Source organism: Sphingobacterium sp. UBA5789 (assembly GCF_002418355.1).
Classification (GTDB): Bacteria; Bacteroidota; Bacteroidia; order Sphingobacteriales; family Sphingobacteriaceae; genus Sphingobacterium.
This window is the reverse complement of record NZ_DIDX01000001.1, coordinates 696,092-719,347: the sequence shown is the minus strand read 5'-3', so window position 1 is coordinate 719,347 and position 23,256 is coordinate 696,092. Positions and strand designations below refer to the sequence as shown.

The 23,256-nt window shown below is 38.7% G+C and carries 27 protein-coding genes; 4 read left to right on the top strand and 23 right to left on the bottom strand.

Annotated elements, in window-relative coordinates; all coding sequences use genetic code 11:
• Positions 1-6 precede the first annotated feature (6 nt).
• Positions 7-717 (top strand): SDR family NAD(P)-dependent oxidoreductase, encoded by a 711-nt coding sequence (locus B4B65_RS03195; RefSeq protein WP_201681448.1) that lies wholly within the window; start codon positions 7-9, stop codon positions 715-717.
• 62 nt (positions 718-779) lie between these two features.
• Here the strand turns inward: B4B65_RS03195 and B4B65_RS03190 are convergent, their stop codons facing one another.
• The 5 genes from B4B65_RS03190 to B4B65_RS03170 form a co-directional block, all read right to left on the bottom strand.
• Positions 780-2,969 carry a glycoside hydrolase family 2 protein gene (locus tag B4B65_RS03190; protein WP_293913274.1) on the bottom strand — a complete coding sequence of 730 codons (2,190 nt, stop codon included), beginning with the start codon at positions 2,967-2,969 and terminating at the stop codon, positions 780-782.
• 262 nt (positions 2,970-3,231) lie between these two features.
• Positions 3,232-4,575: an alpha/beta hydrolase family protein gene (locus B4B65_RS03185; protein WP_293913272.1), complete on the bottom strand. Its 1,344-nt coding sequence runs from the start codon at positions 4,573-4,575 to the stop codon at positions 3,232-3,234.
• Positions 4,575-5,165, bottom strand: coding sequence for a hypothetical protein (locus B4B65_RS03180; RefSeq protein ID WP_293913270.1), 591 nt, complete (start codon positions 5,163-5,165; stop codon positions 4,575-4,577). Before B4B65_RS03180 ends, B4B65_RS03185 begins: the two co-directional genes overlap by 1 nt.
• Positions 5,152-5,655, bottom strand: coding sequence for a hypothetical protein (locus tag B4B65_RS03175; RefSeq protein ID WP_201681444.1), 504 nt, complete (start codon positions 5,653-5,655; stop codon positions 5,152-5,154). Before B4B65_RS03175 ends, B4B65_RS03180 begins: the two co-directional genes overlap by 14 nt.
• Positions 5,645-5,920, bottom strand: a complete 276-nt coding sequence (locus tag B4B65_RS03170; RefSeq protein WP_201681443.1) for a DUF2089 family protein — start codon at positions 5,918-5,920, stop codon at positions 5,645-5,647. Before B4B65_RS03170 ends, B4B65_RS03175 begins: the two co-directional genes overlap by 11 nt.
• Before the next feature lie 348 nt (positions 5,921-6,268).
• Here B4B65_RS03170 and B4B65_RS03165 point away from each other — a divergent pair, with 348 nt between their 5' ends.
• The gene (locus tag B4B65_RS03165) at positions 6,269-7,009 is read left to right on the top strand and encodes a lysophospholipid acyltransferase family protein (RefSeq protein ID WP_293913268.1); all 741 of its coding nucleotides are present in this window, start codon (positions 6,269-6,271) and stop codon (positions 7,007-7,009) included.
• A gap of 4 nt (positions 7,010-7,013) precedes the next feature.
• Here B4B65_RS03165 and B4B65_RS03160 read toward each other — a convergent pair whose 3' ends face one another.
• Together B4B65_RS03160 and B4B65_RS03155 are read right to left on the bottom strand one after the other, a co-directional pair.
• Positions 7,014-8,114 (bottom strand): glycosyltransferase family 2 protein, encoded by a 1,101-nt coding sequence (locus B4B65_RS03160; protein ID WP_293913266.1) that lies wholly within the window; start codon positions 8,112-8,114, stop codon positions 7,014-7,016.
• A gap of 16 nt (positions 8,115-8,130) precedes the next feature.
• Positions 8,131-9,105, bottom strand: a complete 975-nt coding sequence (locus tag B4B65_RS03155; RefSeq protein WP_293913264.1) for a lysylphosphatidylglycerol synthase domain-containing protein — start codon at positions 9,103-9,105, stop codon at positions 8,131-8,133.
• A gap of 91 nt (positions 9,106-9,196) precedes the next feature.
• Between B4B65_RS03155 and ruvC the strand changes: the two genes are divergently transcribed.
• A complete protein-coding gene (gene ruvC / locus B4B65_RS03150) occupies positions 9,197-9,766 on the top strand; it encodes a crossover junction endodeoxyribonuclease RuvC (protein ID WP_002997414.1) in 570 nt (189 codons plus the stop codon).
• Between the two features lie 2 nt (positions 9,767-9,768).
• Here ruvC and B4B65_RS03145 read toward each other — a convergent pair whose 3' ends face one another.
• Entirely contained in the window at positions 9,769-10,812 is a 1,044-nt protein-coding gene (locus tag B4B65_RS03145) for a hypothetical protein (protein WP_201681439.1), read from the bottom strand.
• Between the two features lie 349 nt (positions 10,813-11,161).
• On the opposite strand from B4B65_RS03145, the gene B4B65_RS03140 reads away from it, so the two are divergent.
• On the top strand, positions 11,162-11,635 hold the full coding sequence (locus tag B4B65_RS03140) for an Lrp/AsnC ligand binding domain-containing protein (protein WP_002997421.1): 474 nt from the start codon (positions 11,162-11,164) through the stop codon (positions 11,633-11,635).
• A gap of 51 nt (positions 11,636-11,686) precedes the next feature.
• Here the strand turns inward: B4B65_RS03140 and B4B65_RS03135 are convergent, their stop codons facing one another.
• The 15 genes from B4B65_RS03135 to rplO form a co-directional block, all read right to left on the bottom strand.
• On the bottom strand, positions 11,687-12,754 hold the full coding sequence (locus B4B65_RS03135) for a M20 family metallo-hydrolase (RefSeq protein ID WP_293913260.1): 1,068 nt from the start codon (positions 12,752-12,754) through the stop codon (positions 11,687-11,689).
• A complete protein-coding gene (gene proC, locus B4B65_RS03130; protein ID WP_201681437.1) occupies positions 12,747-13,547 on the bottom strand; it encodes a pyrroline-5-carboxylate reductase in 801 nt (266 codons plus the stop codon). Before proC ends, B4B65_RS03135 begins: the two co-directional genes overlap by 8 nt.
• 20 nt (positions 13,548-13,567) lie before the next feature.
• Positions 13,568-14,365: an acetylglutamate kinase gene (gene argB, locus B4B65_RS03125; RefSeq protein ID WP_201681436.1), complete on the bottom strand. Its 798-nt coding sequence runs from the start codon at positions 14,363-14,365 to the stop codon at positions 13,568-13,570.
• Positions 14,366-14,386: 21 nt separating this feature from the next.
• The gene (locus B4B65_RS03120; RefSeq protein ID WP_201681435.1) at positions 14,387-15,355 is read right to left on the bottom strand and encodes an acetylornithine carbamoyltransferase; all 969 of its coding nucleotides are present in this window, start codon (positions 15,353-15,355) and stop codon (positions 14,387-14,389) included.
• Between the two features lie 11 nt (positions 15,356-15,366).
• Entirely contained in the window at positions 15,367-16,503 is a 1,137-nt protein-coding gene (locus B4B65_RS03115; protein WP_293913256.1) for an aspartate aminotransferase family protein, read from the bottom strand.
• 147 nt (positions 16,504-16,650) lie between these two features.
• Positions 16,651-17,400: a 50S ribosomal protein L17 gene (rplQ, locus tag B4B65_RS03110; RefSeq protein ID WP_201681433.1), complete on the bottom strand. Its 750-nt coding sequence runs from the start codon at positions 17,398-17,400 to the stop codon at positions 16,651-16,653.
• Positions 17,401-17,553: 153 nt separating this feature from the next.
• Entirely contained in the window at positions 17,554-18,546 is a 993-nt protein-coding gene (locus B4B65_RS03105; RefSeq protein WP_003008503.1) for a DNA-directed RNA polymerase subunit alpha, read from the bottom strand.
• Between the two features lie 95 nt (positions 18,547-18,641).
• On the bottom strand, positions 18,642-19,250 hold the full coding sequence (gene rpsD / locus B4B65_RS03100) for a 30S ribosomal protein S4 (protein ID WP_201681432.1): 609 nt from the start codon (positions 19,248-19,250) through the stop codon (positions 18,642-18,644).
• Between the two features lie 60 nt (positions 19,251-19,310).
• Positions 19,311-19,700 carry a 30S ribosomal protein S11 gene (gene rpsK, locus B4B65_RS03095; RefSeq protein ID WP_201681431.1) on the bottom strand — a complete coding sequence of 130 codons (390 nt, stop codon included), beginning with the start codon at positions 19,698-19,700 and terminating at the stop codon, positions 19,311-19,313.
• A gap of 10 nt (positions 19,701-19,710) precedes the next feature.
• Complete coding sequence (gene rpsM / locus B4B65_RS03090) at positions 19,711-20,088, bottom strand: 30S ribosomal protein S13 (RefSeq protein WP_115169982.1); 378 nt, start codon at positions 20,086-20,088, stop codon at positions 19,711-19,713.
• A gap of 27 nt (positions 20,089-20,115) precedes the next feature.
• Entirely contained in the window at positions 20,116-20,232 is a 117-nt protein-coding gene (gene rpmJ / locus B4B65_RS03085; RefSeq protein WP_038702005.1) for a 50S ribosomal protein L36, read from the bottom strand.
• A 40-nt stretch (positions 20,233-20,272) separates the two neighbouring features.
• On the bottom strand, positions 20,273-20,491 hold the full coding sequence (gene infA, locus B4B65_RS03080) for a translation initiation factor IF-1 (RefSeq protein ID WP_002997456.1): 219 nt from the start codon (positions 20,489-20,491) through the stop codon (positions 20,273-20,275).
• 76 nt (positions 20,492-20,567) lie between these two features.
• Positions 20,568-21,350 (bottom strand): type I methionyl aminopeptidase, encoded by a 783-nt coding sequence (gene map / locus B4B65_RS03075; protein WP_201681429.1) that lies wholly within the window; start codon positions 21,348-21,350, stop codon positions 20,568-20,570.
• Positions 21,351-21,361: 11 nt separating this feature from the next.
• On the bottom strand, positions 21,362-22,702 hold the full coding sequence (gene secY, locus B4B65_RS03070) for a preprotein translocase subunit SecY (protein ID WP_002997460.1): 1,341 nt from the start codon (positions 22,700-22,702) through the stop codon (positions 21,362-21,364).
• Between the two features lie 3 nt (positions 22,703-22,705).
• Positions 22,706-23,152, bottom strand: a complete 447-nt coding sequence (gene rplO, locus B4B65_RS03065; RefSeq protein ID WP_002997464.1) for a 50S ribosomal protein L15 — start codon at positions 23,150-23,152, stop codon at positions 22,706-22,708.
• Positions 23,153-23,256 lie beyond the last annotated feature (104 nt).

Genomic DNA, 23,256 nt, shown 5'->3' with positions numbered 1-23,256 from the left:
ATTATTATGGCAAATATAGTTATAACAGGAGCGAGTAGCGGAATCGGCTTTGAGGCAGTTCTAGATCTGACAGCAAATAAAGAGAATAATGTCATCGCATTAGCAAGATCTGCAGATAAACTCAGAAAATTACATGAAATTGCTTCTTCCCTAAATTACGATGGGGGAAAATTATATCCGGCTCAATTTGATATTGTGTATGATAATTACCCGGAAATATTGATCCCGTTTATTCAGTCGAAGTTTGACAGTGTAGATATTCTGATCAATAATGCCGGAGCATTGGTGTACAAACCTTTTTTGGAAACCAGTGCGGAAGACTTTGCGACAATGCTTCAGACAAACGTATTGGGACATGTAAATATGATCCGACATGTAGCACCTTTGATGAAAAACGGTGGACATATCGTCAACATAAGCAGTATGGGAGGCTTTCAGGGTTCTGTAAAATTCCCTGGACTATCCGCTTATTCAGCAAGTAAAGGCGCTCTGGGTGTATTGACGGAATGTCTGGCAGAAGAGTTTAAAGAGCAAGGGATCAAAGTCAATTGTCTTGCTCTGGGATCATCTCAGACAGAAATGTTTGAGACAGCTTTTCCAGGCGTAGAAGCAGGTACACTGGCTTTTGAGATGGGAAGATATATTGCCGAATTCGCACAAAATGGAAGTAAGTATTATAACGGAAAGATCTTGCCCGTATCCAATACAACTCCATAATAAGAAAGTATCTAATAAAACAAAAGCCAGACGTAATTGTCTGGCTTTTGTTTTATAGTATATCAGAGACCGATATGCTCTGATTTATTTGATTTCGGACCATCCTTTTCCGAAGATTTAGCATTATCTTTTGCATAATGCCATGTTATTTTATCCTCAAAAGTTTTACCGTCTTTTTGTCCCTTCACTTCTACAATATTTTCACCTTCTTTTAATTTTACCTGTTCAAAAATATAGTGAACATCTGTATATCCCTTTCGGAAGGTTTTAACTTCCTCTCCATTGACAAACAGTTGCGGATTTCCGACATTAGAATATACTGTAACAGGAGTAATCTGATTCCCTCTTTCCACGACTCTGCGCTGTGTCAGATAAAGTACCGGCTCTTTACTCCAATTGGCTTTATACCAGTAAAACGGATCTTTCTTCAATGCTCTGTCAAAAGTTACCATTCCTTTATAGTTACGTGGCTCTACCTGAAAAGTAATGGGTGTAGCAAAATCAAACGTATTCCACAGATATGAGGCCACAAATACGGGATGTTTAGCTATTACACCCCAATGAATCTCATGAAATTTGGTTGAAAATTCTTCCGGGAAAAAGGCTGGATTAGACCATTGATTACCAATATCTCCTACGGCTTCCTGCTGATGTTTTGGATTCGCTTCAGCTCCATACTCTGAAAAAATAATTTTATATCCGGCAAAATCCTTCGTAATCTTATCTGCCCATTGCTCCACATCCTGTATTTTACCATTATACCATCCAAAATAATGGTTGATACCCTGTATATCTGCATTATTGTTAACAGGATGATCAATGACATTGTATCCGCTTACCTGAACAGAATAACGATCCGGATCCTCTGTTTTTGCCAGATCATTTAACTTAGTAGTAAGTTCGATTGTATAAGCCTGCGGGCTGTATACCTCATTGTGCAGTCCCCAAACGTAAATGGAAGGGTGATTAAAATTCTGACGAATCAATTCTGTCAGTTGCTGCTTTGCATTGTTCTCTTCCTGAGTAGTTACGCGATTGACAAAAGGTATCTCCGCCCAGATAATAAAGCCGATGCTATCGCATTTGGCGTAAAAGTATTCAGATTGCTGATAATGTGCGAGACGAATAGTGGTAGCACCAATCTCCTTAATAATAGCGAGATCCTTATCGTGGTCAGCATTGGATAATGCAGATCCTTTGCCCCAGTGATCCTGATGACGCGTCACACCATACATCGGAGTCTTAATCCCGTTAAGGTACATTCCGTCTCCAGCCTTTAGTTCAAAATGTCGCAAACCTAATGGTTGGATCACCTCATCCACAACTTTACCTCCCTGTACGACCTGAGTTACCAGTTTATAAAGATAAGGATCTTCCAGACCCTGCCATAGATGTGGATTCCTGATTGCAATATGTTGTAATACCTGCTGTCTGCCCTGCGGCAATACAGTGTAAGGAGTTGTTTCTTTGACTTTAACCGTACCATTTTTTTCAAATACAGTTGTCACCACTTCTACTTTCTGGGCATCATGATTTTTGTTTTCCAGCTTCACCTTTACCTCTACATCGGCAGATTTTTTCGAAACATTCTCCTGTCGTATGTAGATCCCCGGAGATGCGAAGTCATTGACCGCTATATTGACCTTTTCCGTAACGATCAATGCAACCGGTCTGTAGATACCGCCGTACATAGGAAACAAGGTATGATTAACCGGAATAACATCCGGACGTGCTTCATTATTTACTTTGACTAATATTTCGTTTTCCTGTCCATATTTCAACATATCCGTCAGTTCTAACGTAAATGCGGAATACCCTCCGTTATGTCTGCCTACAATATTGTATTTACCATTTACAGTCGAATTATTGTAAACGACATCATTCTTCTCTGTTGAGAATGAAACAGGAGCAGTATTGAGATATACTTCCGTGTTGGTATTAACACCTTCAAAACGGATAAATACACGCTTGCCTTTCCAGGAAGCATCAGCTTTAAATGCTTTTCTGTAATAGGCATCTCCAGTATAAAACTTGTCTTTCACAGTCTGCATATCTACAGCATTCCAGGTATGAGGTACGGAAACAGCTTGCCATTTTCCTGTGAATATATCAGCATATTGTAGCGGATCTGTTGTAAAAGGTCCCTTCTTGAATGACCACTCTTTATTAAACGGAATAACCTCCCGGGCAAAAGTGGTTTGTGAAAAAATCGTCAGCAAGAGTAGGCAATAGAAATGTTTCAGCTTTATCATTTTTAATATCAGTATATATATTTCATTAGGTTTTTCTCATATGGCTCATTCTATTCAATCGAGCCATATTCTTGACTAACAAATATAATCATCGCAACATCTATTCGAAAATAATGCCGGCTAACCCGCTGTATGGGGATTTACATGTTATGGATGAAAAACTTGGTTACTTTATCTTAAGACACATATACAACGTTGTAGTAAAAAGATGTAATTTACCTATGTGTCACATCAATAATACAGTCATCAATTATGCGGGAATCTACTTCGTAACCTGTTTTAACCAGGAAAAAAGGTCTTTAAGAACATCCTCACTGAATGTTTCTTCCAGTTCCCCGTATTCATTTATTAATCCTGTATGTGCGTGTTGAAAAAGATGGTTAAGGTTAGGATACATTTTTATGAAATCCATCTTATGTCTATTGGCTTCTGAAATTTTATAAACCGAATTGAGATTCTGCTCAGCCGGAACCTGCAAATCTTTTCCTCCATATACTGCGAATATAGGACATTTGACCGCTTTCAATACGGGAACAGGATCAAAACGGATAAAATACCGAAACCATTTGGATGTGAATTCAGAAAGCTCTTTATCATTGGCCGCAACATCCGCCAGTTGCTTCTTCACCTCTTCATCCGAAAGGTTACTTTTCAAAACTTTATATACCCGATTATTGAGCTCCTTTGCTTGTTGCAGCTTATCTTCAGACATACCGTAGGCTTTTCCAATCGCATAATTCTGCAAGATCATTAATGAATCTATAGCGATAGCAGGTCCTGCAAGCATAGCTATGAATGCAATATCTTTATCTTCAGATGCTAATAAAGGTGCGATCATGCCTCCTTCACTATGTCCTATGACTCCTATCTTCCGGATATTGATATCTGTACGTATTCTGAGGAAATTGATTGCTGCAAGGGCATCATTTGCAAAGTCTCGCGTTGTAGCTGTACCAAATGATCCTGTAGATGCTCCTACTCCTCTGTCATCATAACGCAATACTGCAAATCCTCTTCGGGTTAAATAGTCAGCAATCAGCTTAAAAGGCTTATGTCCAAACAATTCACTGTCACGGTTCTGCGGCCCGCTTCCTGTCACCAGGACAACCGCCGGAAAATTCCGACCCTTTGCCGGCAGCGTTAATGTACCCGCCAATGTTACTTTGGATACAGGATTTTCAAAGGTCACATTTTCCTCTTTGTACGGGAATGGACCTTCCGGCTCCTGCGGACGCTTTATCACGGTAACGGTATCCAGACTTCTAGTCAAACGCAGCGGAATATTACCTCCGCCCTGCTGAAACAATCCCGTGATTATATTTTTAGTGAGCTCACCCTGAAATACGATTCCGGCAGAAGCCATCTTAAAGGTAACCTGGTTCTTGCCGAATGACACTTCACTGAGCGGCAAGCCTATTGCACCTTGTCGGGGGCTATCCATTTTTCCGGAAAATTTCCCATTGCTTTGGTTAATATGAAATACCAAAGGAATTTCCTGTCCGGAAGCATTTAGAGTACCCTTCCAGGTACCTATGATATTCTGCCCAAAAGCTACAGATAAAATCGAAATAAAGAAAAGAGTATATATATACTTAATAATATTCATTAGAAATACGGAAAATAAAACTGTGCTATCAAATCAGCTATTAAAAAAATAATCACAATAGCTCCATTGATAATTATCTTTTTATTATTCATTGCAACTTTCATACCTTGAATAAGTATGTAGAAATAATAAATCATTATTAACAACGAAAGTATGCCAATAAAAATGACGACAAACAGATCTAATTTGGAAACTGTTTCCAGCTTTATATCTCCGGCTTCAACCGCTCTGGTAATCTTTTCGGTAGCAGATTTGGATTTATCCAGTACAACAAGAACTGATGTCAGATAAATAACTATTCTTGCTATCAAAACTGTATTGAGGACGTCAATAAACCTTGTTTTTGCATATATTATTTTCGCAAACAAAAACAATATCACTGCAGGAAGCACTGTATTAACTAAATTATTGATAAACGGAAAGTAAAATGCTGTGCTTTCACCAAGTCGTATGTTAATAAAGCCATTATACTTAATGTGGTAAAAATAGGCCAACAGACTTCCCAAAAAGTAAAAAAGGATACCTGTAATAAATAATGATCTTTCAGAAAAATCATCAAAAGGTTTAAGTAATAGTTTACCTGCTCTCATCTGCTTTTTTAGATTTTATAAATTCATCCATAATTTTGCTTAGCTCTTCCGGGCGCTGTGTCCCAATCAAGATCTGCTTTCCATTCTTCAAGGTAAGTTTAAGCCCATATTTACCTTTTGTAGTATACGCTACTCCAGATGATGAAATTCGCATACCCCACCCTCCATAATCAAAAATGGAATATTTTACGACTTTGTAAGAGCGTATATCTTCAAACCTGTAGGTTTTATTCCATAAGAATGGTTTAAAATCTACATACACACCATTATCACTAATTTCTGTCCGCAACATAATCATTGCGAAAAACACAACCACGGCTAACCAGATATAGAATGGTACATAAGTCAAAATTTCCAGGAGCATCTTGTACCAATTTTGCGAAAAAGACAGGGATGCACCGGTACTATATATAGGGATAAACAAAGCTAACAGAGATATCCACAGCCACCATTGCGAAAAAGATTGCACTTCGTTAAACTTACTGCTCATATCCTAAACTTTTTATTTTTTGAATCAGATCATCTAACATATTACGTACGGTAGGATAACTCTTTCCCAGGTCTCTGGCCATATCTTTCAAACTGCCGGAGTTATACAGAAATCCCAGTACAAATTCCTGCTCCTCAACCGTAAGATGCATAAGAACAGGAAGCGAAAATTTGCCGACAACTTCCGTTTCACACGCATCACAAACTAGCTTGGATACTTTAAGCTTGGCATCACAACTGGGACAAGTAGTAGGTATTCTTTTCATTCTATTTTTCTTAAATCATAACTATATAGTTCGGAAATCACTAATCGGTCTTCTCAAACAACTCAGGTAACACTAAATTGTCTTTTGTATCAATAATTATTGATACAAATATAAACTTTATTTATTAAAATATTAATAATATTAAAATACATATAAATAATTAAAAACTATACATGAATTTATATGAACAAAAATTCAACATTACAGCTATTGCATTATCTTTTGTCATTCATACTTTAATATTGGGAATTGAATTTTACCGCAGTAACTTGCGTATACTTGCCCTATATTATAATTGCATATAAAAGCAAGTTTATCTAAGTTTGCAGCATTAAATACACACCACAAATGAGAAAAGTTCTTGGATATATTCTTTCCCCTATATTTTACTTATTTTTTGCCCTGGAGCTGGTTATTTTTCACCCCATCCAATGGCTATGTCTGAAATTAGGCGGATATAGTGCGCACAAACGAAGTGTAGATCTTTTGAATTTCACATTATTGAGTGACAATTTTCTACTATTCAATCCTGTAAAGTTTATTAACGAGCATCATATCCCTACAGGTCAGCCTATTATCTTTGTTGCCAATCACCAAAGTCCGTTCGATATTCCTCCGATGATTTTCTTCCTTCGTAAATACCATGCTAAGTTTATTTCGAAGATTGAACTTGCAAAGGCTAATATCCCAAGTATCTCCTACAACCTTAAATATGGAGGTGCTGCTAATATAGACAGAAAAGATTCTAAGCAATCCATCAGTGAAATTCTGAAATTAGCCAACAATATGAAGACCAAAAACTGGTCAGTGTTTATTTTCCCGGAAGGTACACGTACCAAAACCGGAAAAATGAAAGAGTTCTCTGTAGGAGGTATTGCGACCATATTAAAGAAAAACCCTACTGCTCTGGTTGTACCTATTGCAATCAATGGTTCTTTTGAGATGGTAAAGTATGGTATGTTTCCGCTGAATCCTTTCACAAAAATGTCCTGGGAAATTCTCCAGCCGATCGAACCAGCCGGAAGAACTGCTGAAGAGATCGTAAAAGAAGCTGAACTAGCAATTCGGGCTAAGGTGAAAGGAAGTTAATATCTTATTTAACGATCCGACCCTTCCAGTCATATTTACCTATATTACCGGCGATACCGATATATACCAGGTATATAATATGTCCTACAGTGAGTATAGGTAAATATTTTAAGAGATCTGTACGATTGGCAAATTCGCATAAAGGTCTCATAAAGTATAATTCGACAGCAAACTTAATTACAATAACGGCAAAGATCAATGCACCTAAGGTTGACGGGAACAGAAATGCGAGTAATCCACTCAGGATCATAGCCAGATTGAACAGCCAGATACTCACCCCCAATACAATCACACTTTTGTTTTTATAGCGTGTGCTTTTGGAAGCCCAGCGCTTACGCTGACTGATGAAAGATGCCATATTAGGTTTAGCATCTGTATATACGATAGCTGAAGGCGATTTACAGAATCCTATTTTATCAGCATATTTTTCAGCAACTTTATGCAGTAGCAGTTCATCGTCTCCTGATGCCAGATCATCAATACCCTTGAAACCATCCATTTCATAGAACACATCTCTTCTATAGGCCAGATTTGCGCCATTGCAGGTCGTTGGATGACCATTGCCTATGCCTGCAGCCCCTAATCCGATCAGATACAGAAATTCCAGAGTTTGTGCTTCTTCAAACGGATTCTTTTCTTCCGAATACACAACCGGTGATGAAACCATATAGGAATCATATTCTTCAAAAAAACCAATCACAGTAGACAACCAGTAACGTCCCATTCGACAGTCGGCATCCGTAGTGACAATAATTTCACCCTGTGCAATATCAATAGCATTAGAAATAGCTTTTTTCTTATATGAATTCAGTTTATCACTTTCATTCATCTGTAGTAATTTCACACCTTTAACAGCATACAGCCTCACAATATCAGCTGTACGATCTGTAGAATGATCATCGATAACAATGATTTCCAACAGTTCCTTAGGATAATCCTGATTCAATAAGCAATTGATGGTACGCTCAATGACTTTTTCTTCATTGCGTGCTGCAATCAATACTGAAACAGTTGTCGAAGGAGTGCTATCCGAAGGCACAAACGTAGAAATAGAAGCCCATCCATTACGCATATACAGCACTAAAGCTACATACACGATGGTCATTATAATGAGAAAAACACTAAGACTTGTTATCACTTAAATAATTAACTTTTATTGCAAAAACTGAACCCAGAATCGCCGGTAAAATCAGGTTGACAAACCAGATACAGGATACGATAGCCATAACAGCAATCTCCTGTGTAGTAATATAACTATATAAATTACTGGCAACAAAACTCCGGACACTAAAATCAAATAAATCAAGCGAAGGTACGGCAGATTGTATAAAAAACAAGATAAAAATCATCAAAACCATTGATAAAAATGGCAAATCAGGAAGAATAACTTCCATCAGGATGATATATTGTGAAGTGAAGATAATAAACCGTGATAATGACAGCCCAAGAATAACAGAAAGTTCGCGTCTGTTATAGTCTTCAAGCACGGAAAAAAAAGGTTGTATTTTTTTCAGAAACTTAATTCTGCGAACCAGTCTGTCCACCCAATGTACATTGAAGAAAATTAGGAGAAATAGAGTGGCATATACTATTCCTGCTATCCATATCAGAATCTTCATACCAGGCTGAAAGGAAAGAAATGTAGTCATAAACCAGGCAATACTCAGCGCTCCGAATATACTGGTAAGTACAAGCTGGGCAAAATGTCCGACTCCCATTGCAACAGCACCGGATGCACGGTTTTCAGCTTTTAAATACATCACCCGCCCACCATATTCCCCTATTCGGTTTGGTGTAAAAATAGCCCATGTAAGACCACAGAAAACGGCCTCAGTTGCCCGCCACCAACTCAGATGTTCAATACGACGGCTGATAAATTTCCATTTTACTATCTCCAGAAACCAGTTACAGAACATGAGTACAACAACAGCAACCAATACTCCGGTAACCAGATTTCTGTCCAGACCTTTCATCAGTAGCTTAAACTCATGAAGATTATGCTGACTACTGACTTTGGAATAAATATACCAGCCCGCTAATAGCAGAACAGCAATTTTGATAATTAAATTGAGATATTTCCGGGTATTATTTGTCAAAATAGTTTGTTGCGAATGGCACAATTTTACTAATTTTTAATGACATCCCGTTAAGTTAATTCACAAAAGAAAAACGTAATATTGTACCAGCATGCAAAAGGAAAAGGCTAAAGAACGTATTATTCTGGGAATTGATCCGGGAACTGTGGTATTAGGCTATGGACTGGTAAAGGAAACCGGCAAAAAAATATCCCTTATTTCTCTGGGTGTTATAAAAATGGGACATCTTGATGATCACGCCTTGAAACTGCAACGTATCTTTAAAAAGACTTCTGCTCTTATCGAAGAATATAAGCCCGATTGTGTAGCCCTTGAAGCGCCCTTTTATGGTAAAAATATTCAGGTTATGCTCAAGCTGGGCCGCGCTCAGGGGGTAGCTATGGCTGCAGCACTCAATCATGATATTCCGATCTTCGAATATTCTCCCCGAAAGATAAAGCAGTCTGTGACCGGTAACGGTAATGCAACAAAAGAACAGGTTGCGGCCATGCTAAAAACACTACTGAGCTTCAATGAAACACCCGAATTTCTGGATGCCACAGATGGCCTGGCTGTTGCAGTCTGCCACTCTTTCCAACAAAATACATCTTCTTCCGGGACATCAAAAAGTTACAGCGGATGGGAAGCTTTTATAAAGGACAACGAAAAACGGGTCAAGTAATTCTATAACTGCACCTGCCGGATCACATTCTTTACATTCAGTTCTATAATATCCGTCATAGATTTACATTTGAGATACTGCGTATTATCGTGAAATTCGGCATAACCTTCTTTCAGACGGTTGATATTTTCTACAGATGAAAGCTGCTGTGTCTTTGAAGCATCACGAAGGTCTGCGATACGATGACGCTCACTTCTCACCCTGTGCACAATAGATGATCGCTCTTCCTGCTGATACTGAGATACGGTACGGTCATTGAGATAATCCATACAGATCTTTACATACGGGAAATTTTCTTTAAAGAACTGGGGCATATATACTTTAGGATTGCCTTCATAAAACTGCTGATCAAAATCTATTGCCCGTATCCTGAACTGAAAATCATCAAAATCCGGTGTAATCTGCATCACAAAATTGTAAGCTCTCATATCTCCGAGTAAGGTAATAATACACCGTTCATTAAACTTTACAAATTCCTTGGCAATCCGGGTCATATTGTAATCCGGGGAATACATTCGGGATTTAGTAAATACATCCCCGGGAATACCCACTATATGCTCTTCGACCAGTGTTTCATGATCGACCAGATAATTGACCTGATTGGGAGACAAAATTTCCTCTAATTCCAATCCATAGATGCGCGAAGCGTCCGCCTGCTTAATATAGAAGTAATCGTATACATCGTTCAATCTATTGACAATACGAATACGGAAAGGTCTTGTATTTCCAAATGCACAGTATTCTATACGATCTATATACTTGTGCTGAACTATCCGGGTATTTCCGGAAGCCTTGAGCTGTGCATAGATTATTTTCAGTCCTTCATACAACTGGTCCTGTAAGTAAGGTGGATACAGGGGTGTTTCCCAAAATGTATCATTTCCATACTTATCCATTACCGGAACAGTTTCTGTAAACGTTAATAAATCTTTGTAGGCGATAGGCAATTTACCATCCCGCTGATACATTTTCAGATATTTATGCAGTCCGGATCCTACCGGAAATATCGGCTTCTTCCGTGAAATCTTTACGTCATCGTATTCCATGCCTGTATTTTTTATAAATATACTGATTTAATAGACTTGGATGACTAGTAATTTTTTTAAACTAATGACATATTAATTATGAAATTAATACCTCAATAACCAAAAATCTTATTATTTTTGTAAAATTATCAAGAATATCAAATAAAAGAATTGAAAGAAGAATACGCTATAGTTGAAAGGGACTTAAAAACAATCACCTATAGTACTAACCACATATAGACCAGGATATTTTTGAATGAAAAACTTACAATTTAATTGTGATGAAAGCCGGAGAAATCTACAGACTTTCATCCTGTCATATATAAAAAGATCTTAACAAAGACATATTTTAAACACAAACACAGGATTTATGGAAAATAATTATTCCAACTACGATTTAGATACACTAGACATCCAGATCTTGTCCATATTAATGGAAGACGCTTCGATTCCGTACACTGAAATAGCTAAAAAATTAATTGTTTCGGGCGGTACCATACACGTTCGTATGAAAAAAATGGAAGAACTTGGAATCATCCGTGGTTCTAATCTGATTATCAATCCTCAAAAAGTAGGTTTTGATATCACTGCATTTTTAGGTATTTATCTGGATAAAGGATCTCAATATGCCGATGCTGTAGAACAATTGAAAAAAATCAAAGAAGTAGTTGAATTACATTATTGTACAGGTCAATACAGTATCTTTGCAAAAATTATCTGCCGTGATACCGGTCACTTGCGTAAGGTTCTGAATGAGGATATTCAATCTGTAAAAGGTATTCAGCGTACAGAGACTATTATCTCTCTTGAGGAGAGCATTAAAAGACAGATCAGTCTGATCTAAGTAAAAGGGATATATTAAAATAGCGCCATTAGTATTAGTGGCGCTATTTTTTTAATGTACGATTTGATCTAATATCTGTATATAGAGGGGAATACCCTGCTCTATTTCATATACATAAATATATTCGTCTGCCATGTGCGAACGGGCAGAGTCTCCGGGTCCAAGTTTTAAAGAAGGTATACGCAATAATGCCTGATCGCTCATCGTCGGAGATCCGTATGTATTACGTCCCAATGCTATACCAGCTTTCACAACCGGATGATCTTTAGGAATAAAAGAAGATGTAAGACGTGTAGATCTTGCTTTGACAGATGATTTTACATGTTGCTGAATAATAGCCAGCGTCTCCTCATTACTGTAAGCATCCGTAGTCCGCACATCAACCACAAAAGAACAAGTTGAGGGCACTACATTATGTTGAGAACCGGCATTAATCTGGGTAACTGACATCTTAACAGGCCCCAGACTGTCCGATTCTTTCGGGAAACGGAAGGTTTTGAACCATTCCATATCCGGCATAGCTTCGTAAATAGCATTTACACCTTCTTCTCTTGCAGCATGTCCGGCTACACCATGTGCCTCGCAATCCAGCACCATTAAACCTTTTTCGGTAATAGCAAGATCCATAAGTGTAGGTTCTCCAACTATTGCAAACTCCAGCCTCCCCAAATCGTCCATAATAGCAGATATTCCGTTGAGTCCTGAGATTTCTTCTTCTGCAGTCGCAGCAAGACAAAAATTGTATCTGAGATCTTTTTGCTCATGATAATGAAGGAATACAGCGATCAATGACACCAAACACCCTCCTGCATCATTACTTCCCAGACCAAACAGCTTATCATCAACAATCTCAGCCTGAAAAGGATCTCTGGAATATCCGGGATTCGGTTTTACCGTATCATGGTGTGAATTCAGTAAAATAGTGGGCTTAGCAGCATCGTAAAAGCGGTTATATGCCCAGATATTATTTCCCTTCCGGTGCGTTTTTACAGCATATGACTCTAAATAGCGTTGAATATGATCTGCTGTATCAGCCTCTTCCCTACTTAAAGACGGAATTCGAATCAGCTCCTGCAGCAGATTAATACTGTTATCGATCAGCGTCAGCATATCACTCATTATATAATCCTCCTGCTTTAGCAGCAGAAAGCTTTATTCCTTTTATAAAAGCAGAACTGAATCCGTTGTGTTCCATCTCGTTCAATCCGGCTATTGTACAGCCTTTAGGACTGGTTACTTTATCTATCTCACTTTCGGGGTGATTTTGTGTCTGCAATAAAAGATCAGCAGCACCTTTGGCTGTCTGAATTGCCATTTTTAATGCGTCATGTGCATGAAATCCTATTTCTACACCTCCCTGAGATGCGGCACGTATACTACGCAGGAAAAACGCAATACCACATGCGCACAAAGCTGTGGCAGAGGTCATCAGATCTTCATTGATAACAACAACAGCACCTACTGTTTCGAAGAGTTGCTGTACCTGCTCCAACTGTTGTTCGCTGGCATTATCGGTGGCAATACAAGTCATAGACTGTCCGATAGCTATAGCTGTATTGGGCATAGCACGTACCACAGGTATAGTACTGCCTAATATTGCTTTCACATCTGCACAGGAAACACCTGATACGACAGAAACTATAAGCTGGTGAGCACCAATAGTCGGTTCGAGCTCCTCCATCACTTTCCTGAGTTGCTGAGGCAGGACGGCAAGAACTACGATATCTGCTGCTTCAACAGCTGCAGCATTATTATCACTCACTCCGAATCCTTCCTGTTTTTCCTTATCCAGTGCGGACAACGATCTTCTCGTCAAAGTAATATCAGAAGCCGGATAAGCGCCTGATTTAACGAGTCCCTTTGCAAGGGAAAGCCCGATATTTCCTGTTCCGATAATTGTTATTTTACTCATGGTTGTAGGTTGATTTTTTCTTATTTAGCGACCAGACAAGTCCCGAAATGACTCTGCTGAAACAGATGCAGATTATTTGCATTGCCAACGTATACATGCTTTACACCTTTACGGATAGCATCAAACGCATTCTGCAATTTAGGGATCATTCCGGTATGAATAACGCCTTCTTTTTTAAGTTGTTCAAAATCCTTAGCATTTATACGTTCAAAAACAGAGTTTTCATCTGTCACATCGCGTAATACGCCATTTTTTTCAAAACAATAAATGAGTGAAGTCTCATACAAATCTGCCAATGCAACGGCCAAAGCGGATGCAATGGTATCCGCATTGGTATTCAGCAACTGCCCGACACCATTGTGTGTGATTGCGGAGAAAACGGGCACAAACCCCGCTTCCAGTACTTTCTTTATAGAAGCTGTATTGATCGAATCGTGCATGATATCGCCCACAAATCCATAATCAATGTCTTTGACAGGGCGTTTCATCGTGCGGATCGTATCTCCGTCAGCACCACTAAGTCCCAATGCGTCACAATTCAAATTCTGCAGTTTAGAGACAATGGACTTATTCGTAAGACCTGCATAAACCATTGTAACGATTTTCAGCATTTCAGCGTCAGTCACTCTTCTGCCATCAATCAGATTAGCTTCAATACCTAAATCTGCTGCTAATCTTGTAGCGATCTTTCCACCACCGTGTACTAATATTTTTTTTCCGGATAACGCAGAGAATTTTTCTAAAAAATCATTCAGATCCTGCTCATTATCTATTACATTACCACCAATCTTTATAATATTCAGCGTACTAACCCCCATAGTCTACTTATTGCTTTCGTTTTATTTCTTTAAATTTTCCAACATTCTTTTGATAACCACCTGAGCAGCCCATACTCTGTTGCTTGCTTCTTTAATAACAAGTGAATTGGGCCCGTCTAAAATCTCAGAAGACAGTTCAAGGTCCCGTCTTACCGGAAGGCAATGCATTACCTTCGCATCATTTGTAAGCTTCAACTTCTTGTTATCCATCATCCAGTCTTCCTCTATAGGATATACCTTTCCGTAATCTTCATAAGAAGACCAGTTTTTGACATATACAAAGTCTGCATCTTTGAGACTTTCTTTAAGATTGGTAGAGATGGTAGCTCCTTCCGTAAATTCTTTGGCTAGCTGATAACCTTCCGGTTGTACAACCGTAAAGTCCAGCAGACCTTCTTCCTGAGCTCTGCACATCCATTCCGCAAAAGAATTAGGGACAGCCTGTGGCAATGCTTTTACATGGGGTGCCCATGTCAACACGACTTTCGGTTTACCCGGCTTGTTCCAATGCTCTACGATCGTAATCAAATCCGTCAAACTTTGCAAAGGGTGTCTGGTTGCACTTTCCAACGAAACAACGGGTACAGCACAATATTTCATAAACTTGCTGAACAGATCTTCGCTGTAATCTTCTTTTCTGTCTTTCAACTTAGGAAAAGAACGCAGCCCCAAGATATCACAGTATTCACCCATAACTGCAGCAGCTTCACGGATATGCTCTACTGTAGTACCATTCATCACAACACCATCCTGTGTCTCCAGAGCCCAGCCATCTTTGTCCATATTCATGACCATGACATTCATACCCAGATTCATTGCTGCTTTTTGGGTACTCAAACGGGTACGTAAACTTGGATTTAAAAAAACTAAACCCAGTGTTTTATGTCTTCCCAGATCTTCATTGGCATTTGGATTAGCCTTTAGTGCTAATGCTTCCTTAACAGCCTCGGAGAGATTCGGAATATCGTCTACTGAAAAAAACTTGTTCATATGCTATTATTCTAAAGGGCTTTTAATGTTCTATCAAATGCTTCCAAAAATTGATCAGCATGCGCTTTTGTTATATTCAATGCCGGAAGTAAACGGATTACGTTTGGTTTAGCTTCACCGGTAAAGATTTTTTCTTTTTCCAGAAGTTCTTTTTTGAGTGTCGATAGTTCTTCCGGAAGATCTATACCGATCATTAACCCTCTTCCTCTTACTTCTTTGATTCTGTCTATTTTTTTCAGTTCCGTTATCAGATACTGACCTATTTCCGCTGCATTTTTTAACAGGTTATCCTGTTTTATTACTTCAAGCACAGCCACTGCAGCTGCACATGCAAGATGATTTCCACCGAAAGTTGTCCCTAACATCCCAAAGACAGCTTTAAACTTCGGAGCAATGCTGATCGCTCCTATCGGAAAACCATTTCCCATACCTTTGGCCATTGTATATATATCAGCATCAATACCTGCATAGTCATGAGAATAAAAAGATCCTGTACGTCCATAACCACACTGTACTGCATCTGCGATGAATACCGCATTATGCTGATCACATAAAGATCTGATCAATCTCAGGAATGGAACAGAAGCTTCCTGTATACCACCAACGCCTTGTATGCCTTCTATTATCACAGAAGATATTTCTTCACCGAAGGAGTCAAAAGCCTGTTGCAGTGCCTGCTCATCATTAAATGGAAGAAATACCACATTATCTGTTTCATTCACCGGAGCCACGATATTCGGATTGTCCGTAGCAGCCACTGCCAAAGATGTACGCCCGTGAAATGCTTTCGTGAAAGAGATTATCTTTTTGCGCTTATTATAGAATGAAGCCAGTTTTAATGCATTTTCATTTGCCTCAGCTCCTGAATTACATAAGAACAGATGATAGTCTGCTTTGCCGGACACTTCTCCCAGTAAGCGAGCCAGTTCTTTTTGAATCGGGATTTCGACAGAATTGGAATAAAAACCTATCTCATTAAGCTGATCCGTCAATCGTCGCACATAATGTGGATGAGTGTGTCCAATAGAAATGACTGCATGTCCACCATACAGATCTAAATAAGCATTTCCTGCTGCATCCCACACCGTAGAACCTTGTGCCTTTACGATGTTGATCGGATTAATGGGATAAACGTTAAATAAGTCCATTTATGATTTAAGTAAAAATAAGGATGTACCCACCCCAGAATGAGATACAAATATAAATAAGTAAAAACTAATTGAGGACAATTAAAGACACAAAAAAAGTCCTCTTGAATATAAGAGGACTTTTTTATGTACCGTTATGGCTTAAAATTATTCAGCTTTTTTACCGCCGTCCAATTCTGCTTTAAGTTTTTCCAATTCTTCGAATTTACCGTCAGCAGCTAATTGTGCCTGCTCAGGCCATGTAGTAGGAACTGCAGTGTTGTAGTTCGAACCAGCTTCAGCCAGTAATTCTTCGATTTTAGAAACTTCTGCTGAAGCTAATTTAGCAAATGTGTCGATACCTGCACCTACCAAGATCTCAGCGATCTTAGGACCGATACCTTCTACGATAGTCAAATCATCAGCTTTAACTTCTGCTTTAGCTGCTTTTTTCGCTGTTGGTTTTTCTTCAGTAGCACCTTCTGCACCTTCAGTTTTTTTCTTACCACCACGACGACGAGTAGTTTTCTTTTCCGTAGCAGCTGTTGCACCGTATACTTCATTGTAGTCTACCAACTCGATGAATGCCATTTCAGCATTATCACCCAGACGATTTTCCATTTTGATGATACGAGTGTAACCACCCGGACGATTTGCTACTTTCTCAGAGATCTCACGGAATAAGATAGTGACAGCATCTTTATCTTTCAGGTAAGAGAAAACTGTACGACGTGAGTGAGTTGTATCGTCTTTTGATTTTGTGATCAAAGGCTCAACATAAGTACGTAATGCTTTAGCTTTAGCCAGAGTAGTAGTAATACGTTTGTGTTTGATCAATGATGTAGCCATGTTTGCTAATAACGCTTTTCTATGGCTATCAGTGCGGCCTAAGTGGTTTACTTTTTTTCCGTGTCTCATTTTTTTAATGTTGTTTGTGCATACCGTCCTTTTTCTGAATAAAGACCCGGAATTCTAAAAAGACTCTTGTATGAATTATCTTTTAAGGTTCCTCCGGTTCATCCATCCCGCTAAGGGGAATTATGCAACAGGTCGCTTAATTTAAATTAATTATTATTCTTCGTCTAACTTGAATTTAGACAAGTTCATTCCGAATGATAAACCTTTCGATTTTACCAATTCCTGGATTTCGCTTAAAGATTTTTTACCAAAGTTTCTGAATTTCAACATATCAGCAACGTCGTATGTAACTAACTCTGCTAATGTGCGAATATCTGCAGCTTTAAGACAGTTCAATGCACGAACTGAAAGATCAAGATCTACTAATTCCGTTTTAAGGATCTTACGCATATGTAAGATTTCTTCGTCTACTACTTTAGTCTCTTCTTTTGTTTGAGATTCCAATAGCATATTCTCGTCAGAGAATAACATGAAGTGTTGGATCAAAATCTTAGCTGCTTCTTTCAAAGCATCCTCTGGGTGAATAGAACCATCAGTAGTGATGTCTAACAACAATTTCTCGTAGTCAGTTTTTTGTTCTACACGGTAGTTCTCAATGGTATATTTAACATTCTTAATCGGAGTAAAGATAGAGTCGATCGCGATCAGACCTACTGGTCCGTCCGTTACTTTATTCTCCTCAGCATTAACATATCCACGTCCCTTAGCAACGCTCAATTCAACTTCAATAGTTACAGAGCTATCCATGTTGCAAACAACAAAATCAGGATTAAGAACTGTAAAATTGTTAGAGAATTTAGTGATATCGCCGGCTAAGAATTGCTCTTGCCCATTGATTACTACAAATATTTTTTCGCTATCACCTTGTTCACCAGTCTTTTTGAAACGAACCTGCTTCAAGTTCAAGATAATCTCAGTTACATCTTCTACTACACCTTTAATAGTAGAAAATTCATGAGAAACTCCTGAAAACCTTATCGACGTAATTGCATATCCTTCTAATGAGGACAATAAAATACGGCGCAAAGCATTACCAATTGTCACGCCAAATCCTGGTTCTAATGGACGAAATTCGAACGTACCATCAAAATCAGTTGATTTTTGCATGATAACTTTATCCGGTCTTTGAAATGCTAAAATTGCCATTTAATTTCTATTAAAGTTTTATTTGTAATAATACTTATGTATACAAACAGGATAATGCATAACCGTATGATTATGCATGATCCTATCTTTATTTATTATTTAGAGTATAACTCTACGATTAAGTTCTCTTTGATGTTCTCTGGAATATCAGTTCTTTCAGGGTAACTTAAGAAAGTACCTTTGAACTCATTTGCATTCCACTCTAACCAAGCAAATTTGTTAATCTTTCTACCTTCTATTGAAGTAGTTACAGCTTCTAAAGACTGTGAACGCTCACGTACAGCGATCACATCACCTGGACGCAGACTGTATGAAGGGATATTAACAACACCACCATTTACAGTGATGTGCTTGTGAGATACTAACTGACGGGCAGCAGCACGAGTAGGAGCGATACCTAAACGGTATACAGTGTTATCTAAACGAGCTTCTAATAATTTCAAGAAGTTCTCACCTGTAATACCATGTTTAGCTGCAGCTTTCACGAATAAGTTTGAAAACTGACGCTCTAATACACCGTAAGTGTATTTTGCTTTTTGTTTCTCTAACAACTGAATAGCATATTCAGACTGTTTTCCTCTGCGCTTTGATGGACCGTGTTGGCCTGGAGGATAATTTTTCTTTTCTAGCGCTTTATCTGGGCCGAAGATCGGCTCTCTGAATTTACGGGCAATTTTGGACTTAGGTCCTGTATATCTAGCCATTTTTTGTTTCGTTTAAAGTATCAGTCAACCTATAGCTGACGAATCTTATCTTTAAAATTATTATACTCTTCTACGTTTTGGAGGACGACAACCGTTGTGTGGAAGTGGAGTGATATCTTTGATAGTAGTCACATCGATTCCTACAGTTTGTAATGTTCTGATTGCAGACTCACGTCCTGCACCAGGTCCTTTAACGAATACTTCAACTTTACGCAATCCCAGGTCATGCGCAACTTTACCACAGTCAGAAGCTGCTTGAGAAGCTGCATACGGAGTGTTCTTTTTAGAACCTCTGAAGCCCATCTTACCAGCGCTTGACCAAGAAATAGTCTGACCTTGGTTGTTTGTCAAAGTTACAATGATATTGTTGAACGTTGCGTTAATGTGAGCTTGACCAACAGACTCAATAACAACGATACGTTTTTTTGTAGCTTTTTTAGTTTTAGCCATTTCTTAATTATTATTTAGTAGCTTTTTTCTTGTTTGCAACTGTCTTACGTTTACCTTTACGGGTACGTGTGTTGTTTTTAGTACGTTGACCACGAACAGGTAAATGTTTACGGTGACGTAATCCACGGTAACAACCGATATCCATCAGACGTTTGATGTTCAATTGAACTTCTGAACGTAAAGCACCTTCAACCTTCAATTCGTCATTGATGATTGTACGGATTGCTGCTAATTGATCGTCATTCCAGTCCTGAACTTTAACGTCCTCACTGATTCCTGCCTTATCTAAGATATAAGTCGCTGTTTGGCGACCAATACCGAAAATATAAGTAAGGCCGATCACACCTCTTTTGTTTTTAGGTAAATCTATACCTGCTATCCTTGCCATATATTATTAAGCGATTATTTTTAATAATTACCCTTGACGTTGCTTGTACTTAGGGTTCTTTTTGTTAATTACAAAAACTTTTCCTTTACGACGGATGATTTTGCAATCCGCGCTGCGTTTTTTTATTGATGCTCTTACTTTCATGATCTATATTTTTAAAAGCTGTAAACCAAGCCTGTATTACCTATTTGTAACGGTAAGTAATACGTCCTTTAGTTAAATCGTAAGGAGACATTTCTAATTTTACTTTATCTCCAGGAAGAATTTTGATATAATGCATCCGCATTTTACCTGAAATGTGAGCAATAATCTCATGCCCATTTTCCAACTCTACTCTGAACATTGCATTAGAAAGTGCCTCTCTAATTATTCCATCTTGTTCTATTGAGGCTTGTTTAGCCATATATTCTTGATTATTAACTGTTAAATAGCCTGCACAAACAGGAGTGCAAAGATAAATAAAAATAATTGTAAATCAATTACTTTTTGTTCAAAACTTTCTCTACATGTTCAAATGTCAACAACACATCAGGTTCTCCCTTACGTATTGCCACCATTTGTTCAAAGTGTGCGGATAACTTTCCGTCGACAGTACTCACTGTCCAGCCATCATCCCAGAATTTCACTCCGGCCTTTCCTGCATTAATCATCGGTTCGATACAAATGACCAATCCTTGTTCTAATTTAGGTCCGGATCCTCTTTTACCATAGTTTGGCACTTCAGGTTTTTCATGCAGGTGAAATCCTACACCATGACCTACCAGTTCTTTGACAATACCATAGTTATAAGGAGCGACATATTCCTGAACTGCTGAAGAGATATCTCCTACTCGTTTTCCCGCCACTGCCTGCGCAACTCCGCGATTTAATGATTCCTTTGTCACATCCAACAGCTGCTGAGCTTCTGCACTGATCTCACCGACTCCGAAAGTATAAGCAGAATCGCTGATAAAACCATTGAGGTTTACACCTCCGTCTACAGAAACCAAATCACCGTCTTTTATGACGTACTCACTCGGGAATCCGTGAACAATCTGATCGTTAACAGAAATACAAAGTGAGTATGGGAATCCATGATAATTTAGAAACGCTGGCGTCCCTCCATTATCATGGATAAAATCATAAGCTAATTTATCAAGAGATAAGGTGGTGATACCAGGTTTGATAACCTTGGCTACTTCACCAAGCAACTGCGACAGCACATCTGCTGATTTACGCACCTGCTCTATTTCTTCCTCTGATTTGTAATATACTTTAGACATGCTAAAGAAAATTATATTGCTGACTGATCAATACCTTCAACCGTCGCAGACGTAGAACGCCCTTTGATACGGCCTGTTTTCATCAATCCATCGTAATGACGCATTAACAAATGGCTTTCGATCTGTTGCAAAGTATCCAATACCACACCAACCAAAATCAACAATGACGTACCTCCATAGAAGTGGGCAAATTGATTATTGATTCCAAATAAACTCGCAATTGCCGGCAATATTGCAATGATAGCAAGAAACACTGCTCCCGGGAAAGTGATATTAGAAATCACTCTGTCGATATACAGGTTTGTATCATATCCAGGTTTGATTCCGGGAATGAATCCTCCGTTTTTCTTCATATCCTCAGACATTTGCTGAGGGTTAACCATAATCGCTGTATAGAAGAATGTAAACGCAATGATCAACACTGCAAAAGTCACATTATACGCTACAGAAGTATAGTTACTTAAAGAAGTTAAAAAGTCAGATTGCATACCAGGGAAAAACTGGCTTAATGACATAGGCACAAACATGATCGCCTGAGCGAAAATGATTGGCATTACACCAGCGGCATTCACTTTCAAAGGAATGTACTGTCTTACACCACCTACTTGCTTGTTACCTACGATTTTCTTAGCATATTGTACAGGTATCTTCCGAACACCCTGAACAATCAAAATGGTAAATATAACAACAAAGAATAAAGCAAGGAACTCCAACAACAATGGAATAGGTCCACCACCGTTAGGGCTCATACGCGTTACCCATTCTGCTGTAATACCACTTGGTAATTGTGCAATAATACCTGCCATGATAATCAATGAGATACCATTACCGATACCTTTATCCGTAATTTTCTCCCCGAGCCACATCACGAATAAAGTACCTGCAGTCAAAACAAAAGTAGAAAGGATCGTAAACATCGGATCAGCAATTATTCTTGCGCCTGGTTCGATTTGCGTTTTCACGTAAGCGACAGCCTGAACAAGCGTGATTGCCAATGTCAGATAACGAGTAATCTGATTCATTTTTTTACGACCAGACTCTCCTTCCTTTTGCATTTTCTGGAAATAAGGTACCGCAATGCCCAGTAACTGGACAACGATGGATGCCGAGATATAAGGCATTACTCCGAGAGCAAAAATAGCTGAACGGGAGAATGATCCTCCCGCAAACATATCCAACAACCCTAAAAGGCCTTCTTTGTGGCCTGAAGCTAAAGCAGCAGGGTTAACTCCTGGTAATACTATATGACATCCAACACGGTAAATCAGAAGAAAAAGCAATGTATTCAGGATACGATTGCGCAGATCTTCAATTTTCCAAATATTGGTTAAGGTTGTGATTAGTTTCTTCATGTATTAAAGTTTAACGATAGAACCACCAGCTGCTTCAATAGCTTTTTGAGCAGTAGCGGAGAAAGCGTGTGCTTTAACTTCAACTTTAGCTGTTAACTCACCACGACCTAAAATTTTTACTTTATCATTTTTAGATGCTAAACCGTGAGCTACTAATGCTTCAAAGTCTACAGTTGTCAAATTGAATTTCTCAATCAGAGCCTGTACAGCGTCAAGGTTTACACCATTGTACTCTACGCGGTTAATGTTTTTGAAACCAAATTTAGGAACACGACGTTGCAAAGGCATTTGACCACCTTCGAAACCGATTTTAGTACTGTGACCAGAACGGGAACCCGCTCCTTTGTGACCACGTGTAGATGTACCACCACGGCCTGATCCTGTACCACGACCGATACGTTTGCTACTCTTTACTGAACCCTTTGCTGGTCTTAAATTACTTAAGTTCATTTTAAAACTAAATTGTGTCAGGCCTTCGCTCTCACTAAACAGGTCCTAACGATGAGATAATAAATAAAAATGCAATGGAAAGAGTGTGATGCTCTTTCCAAAGT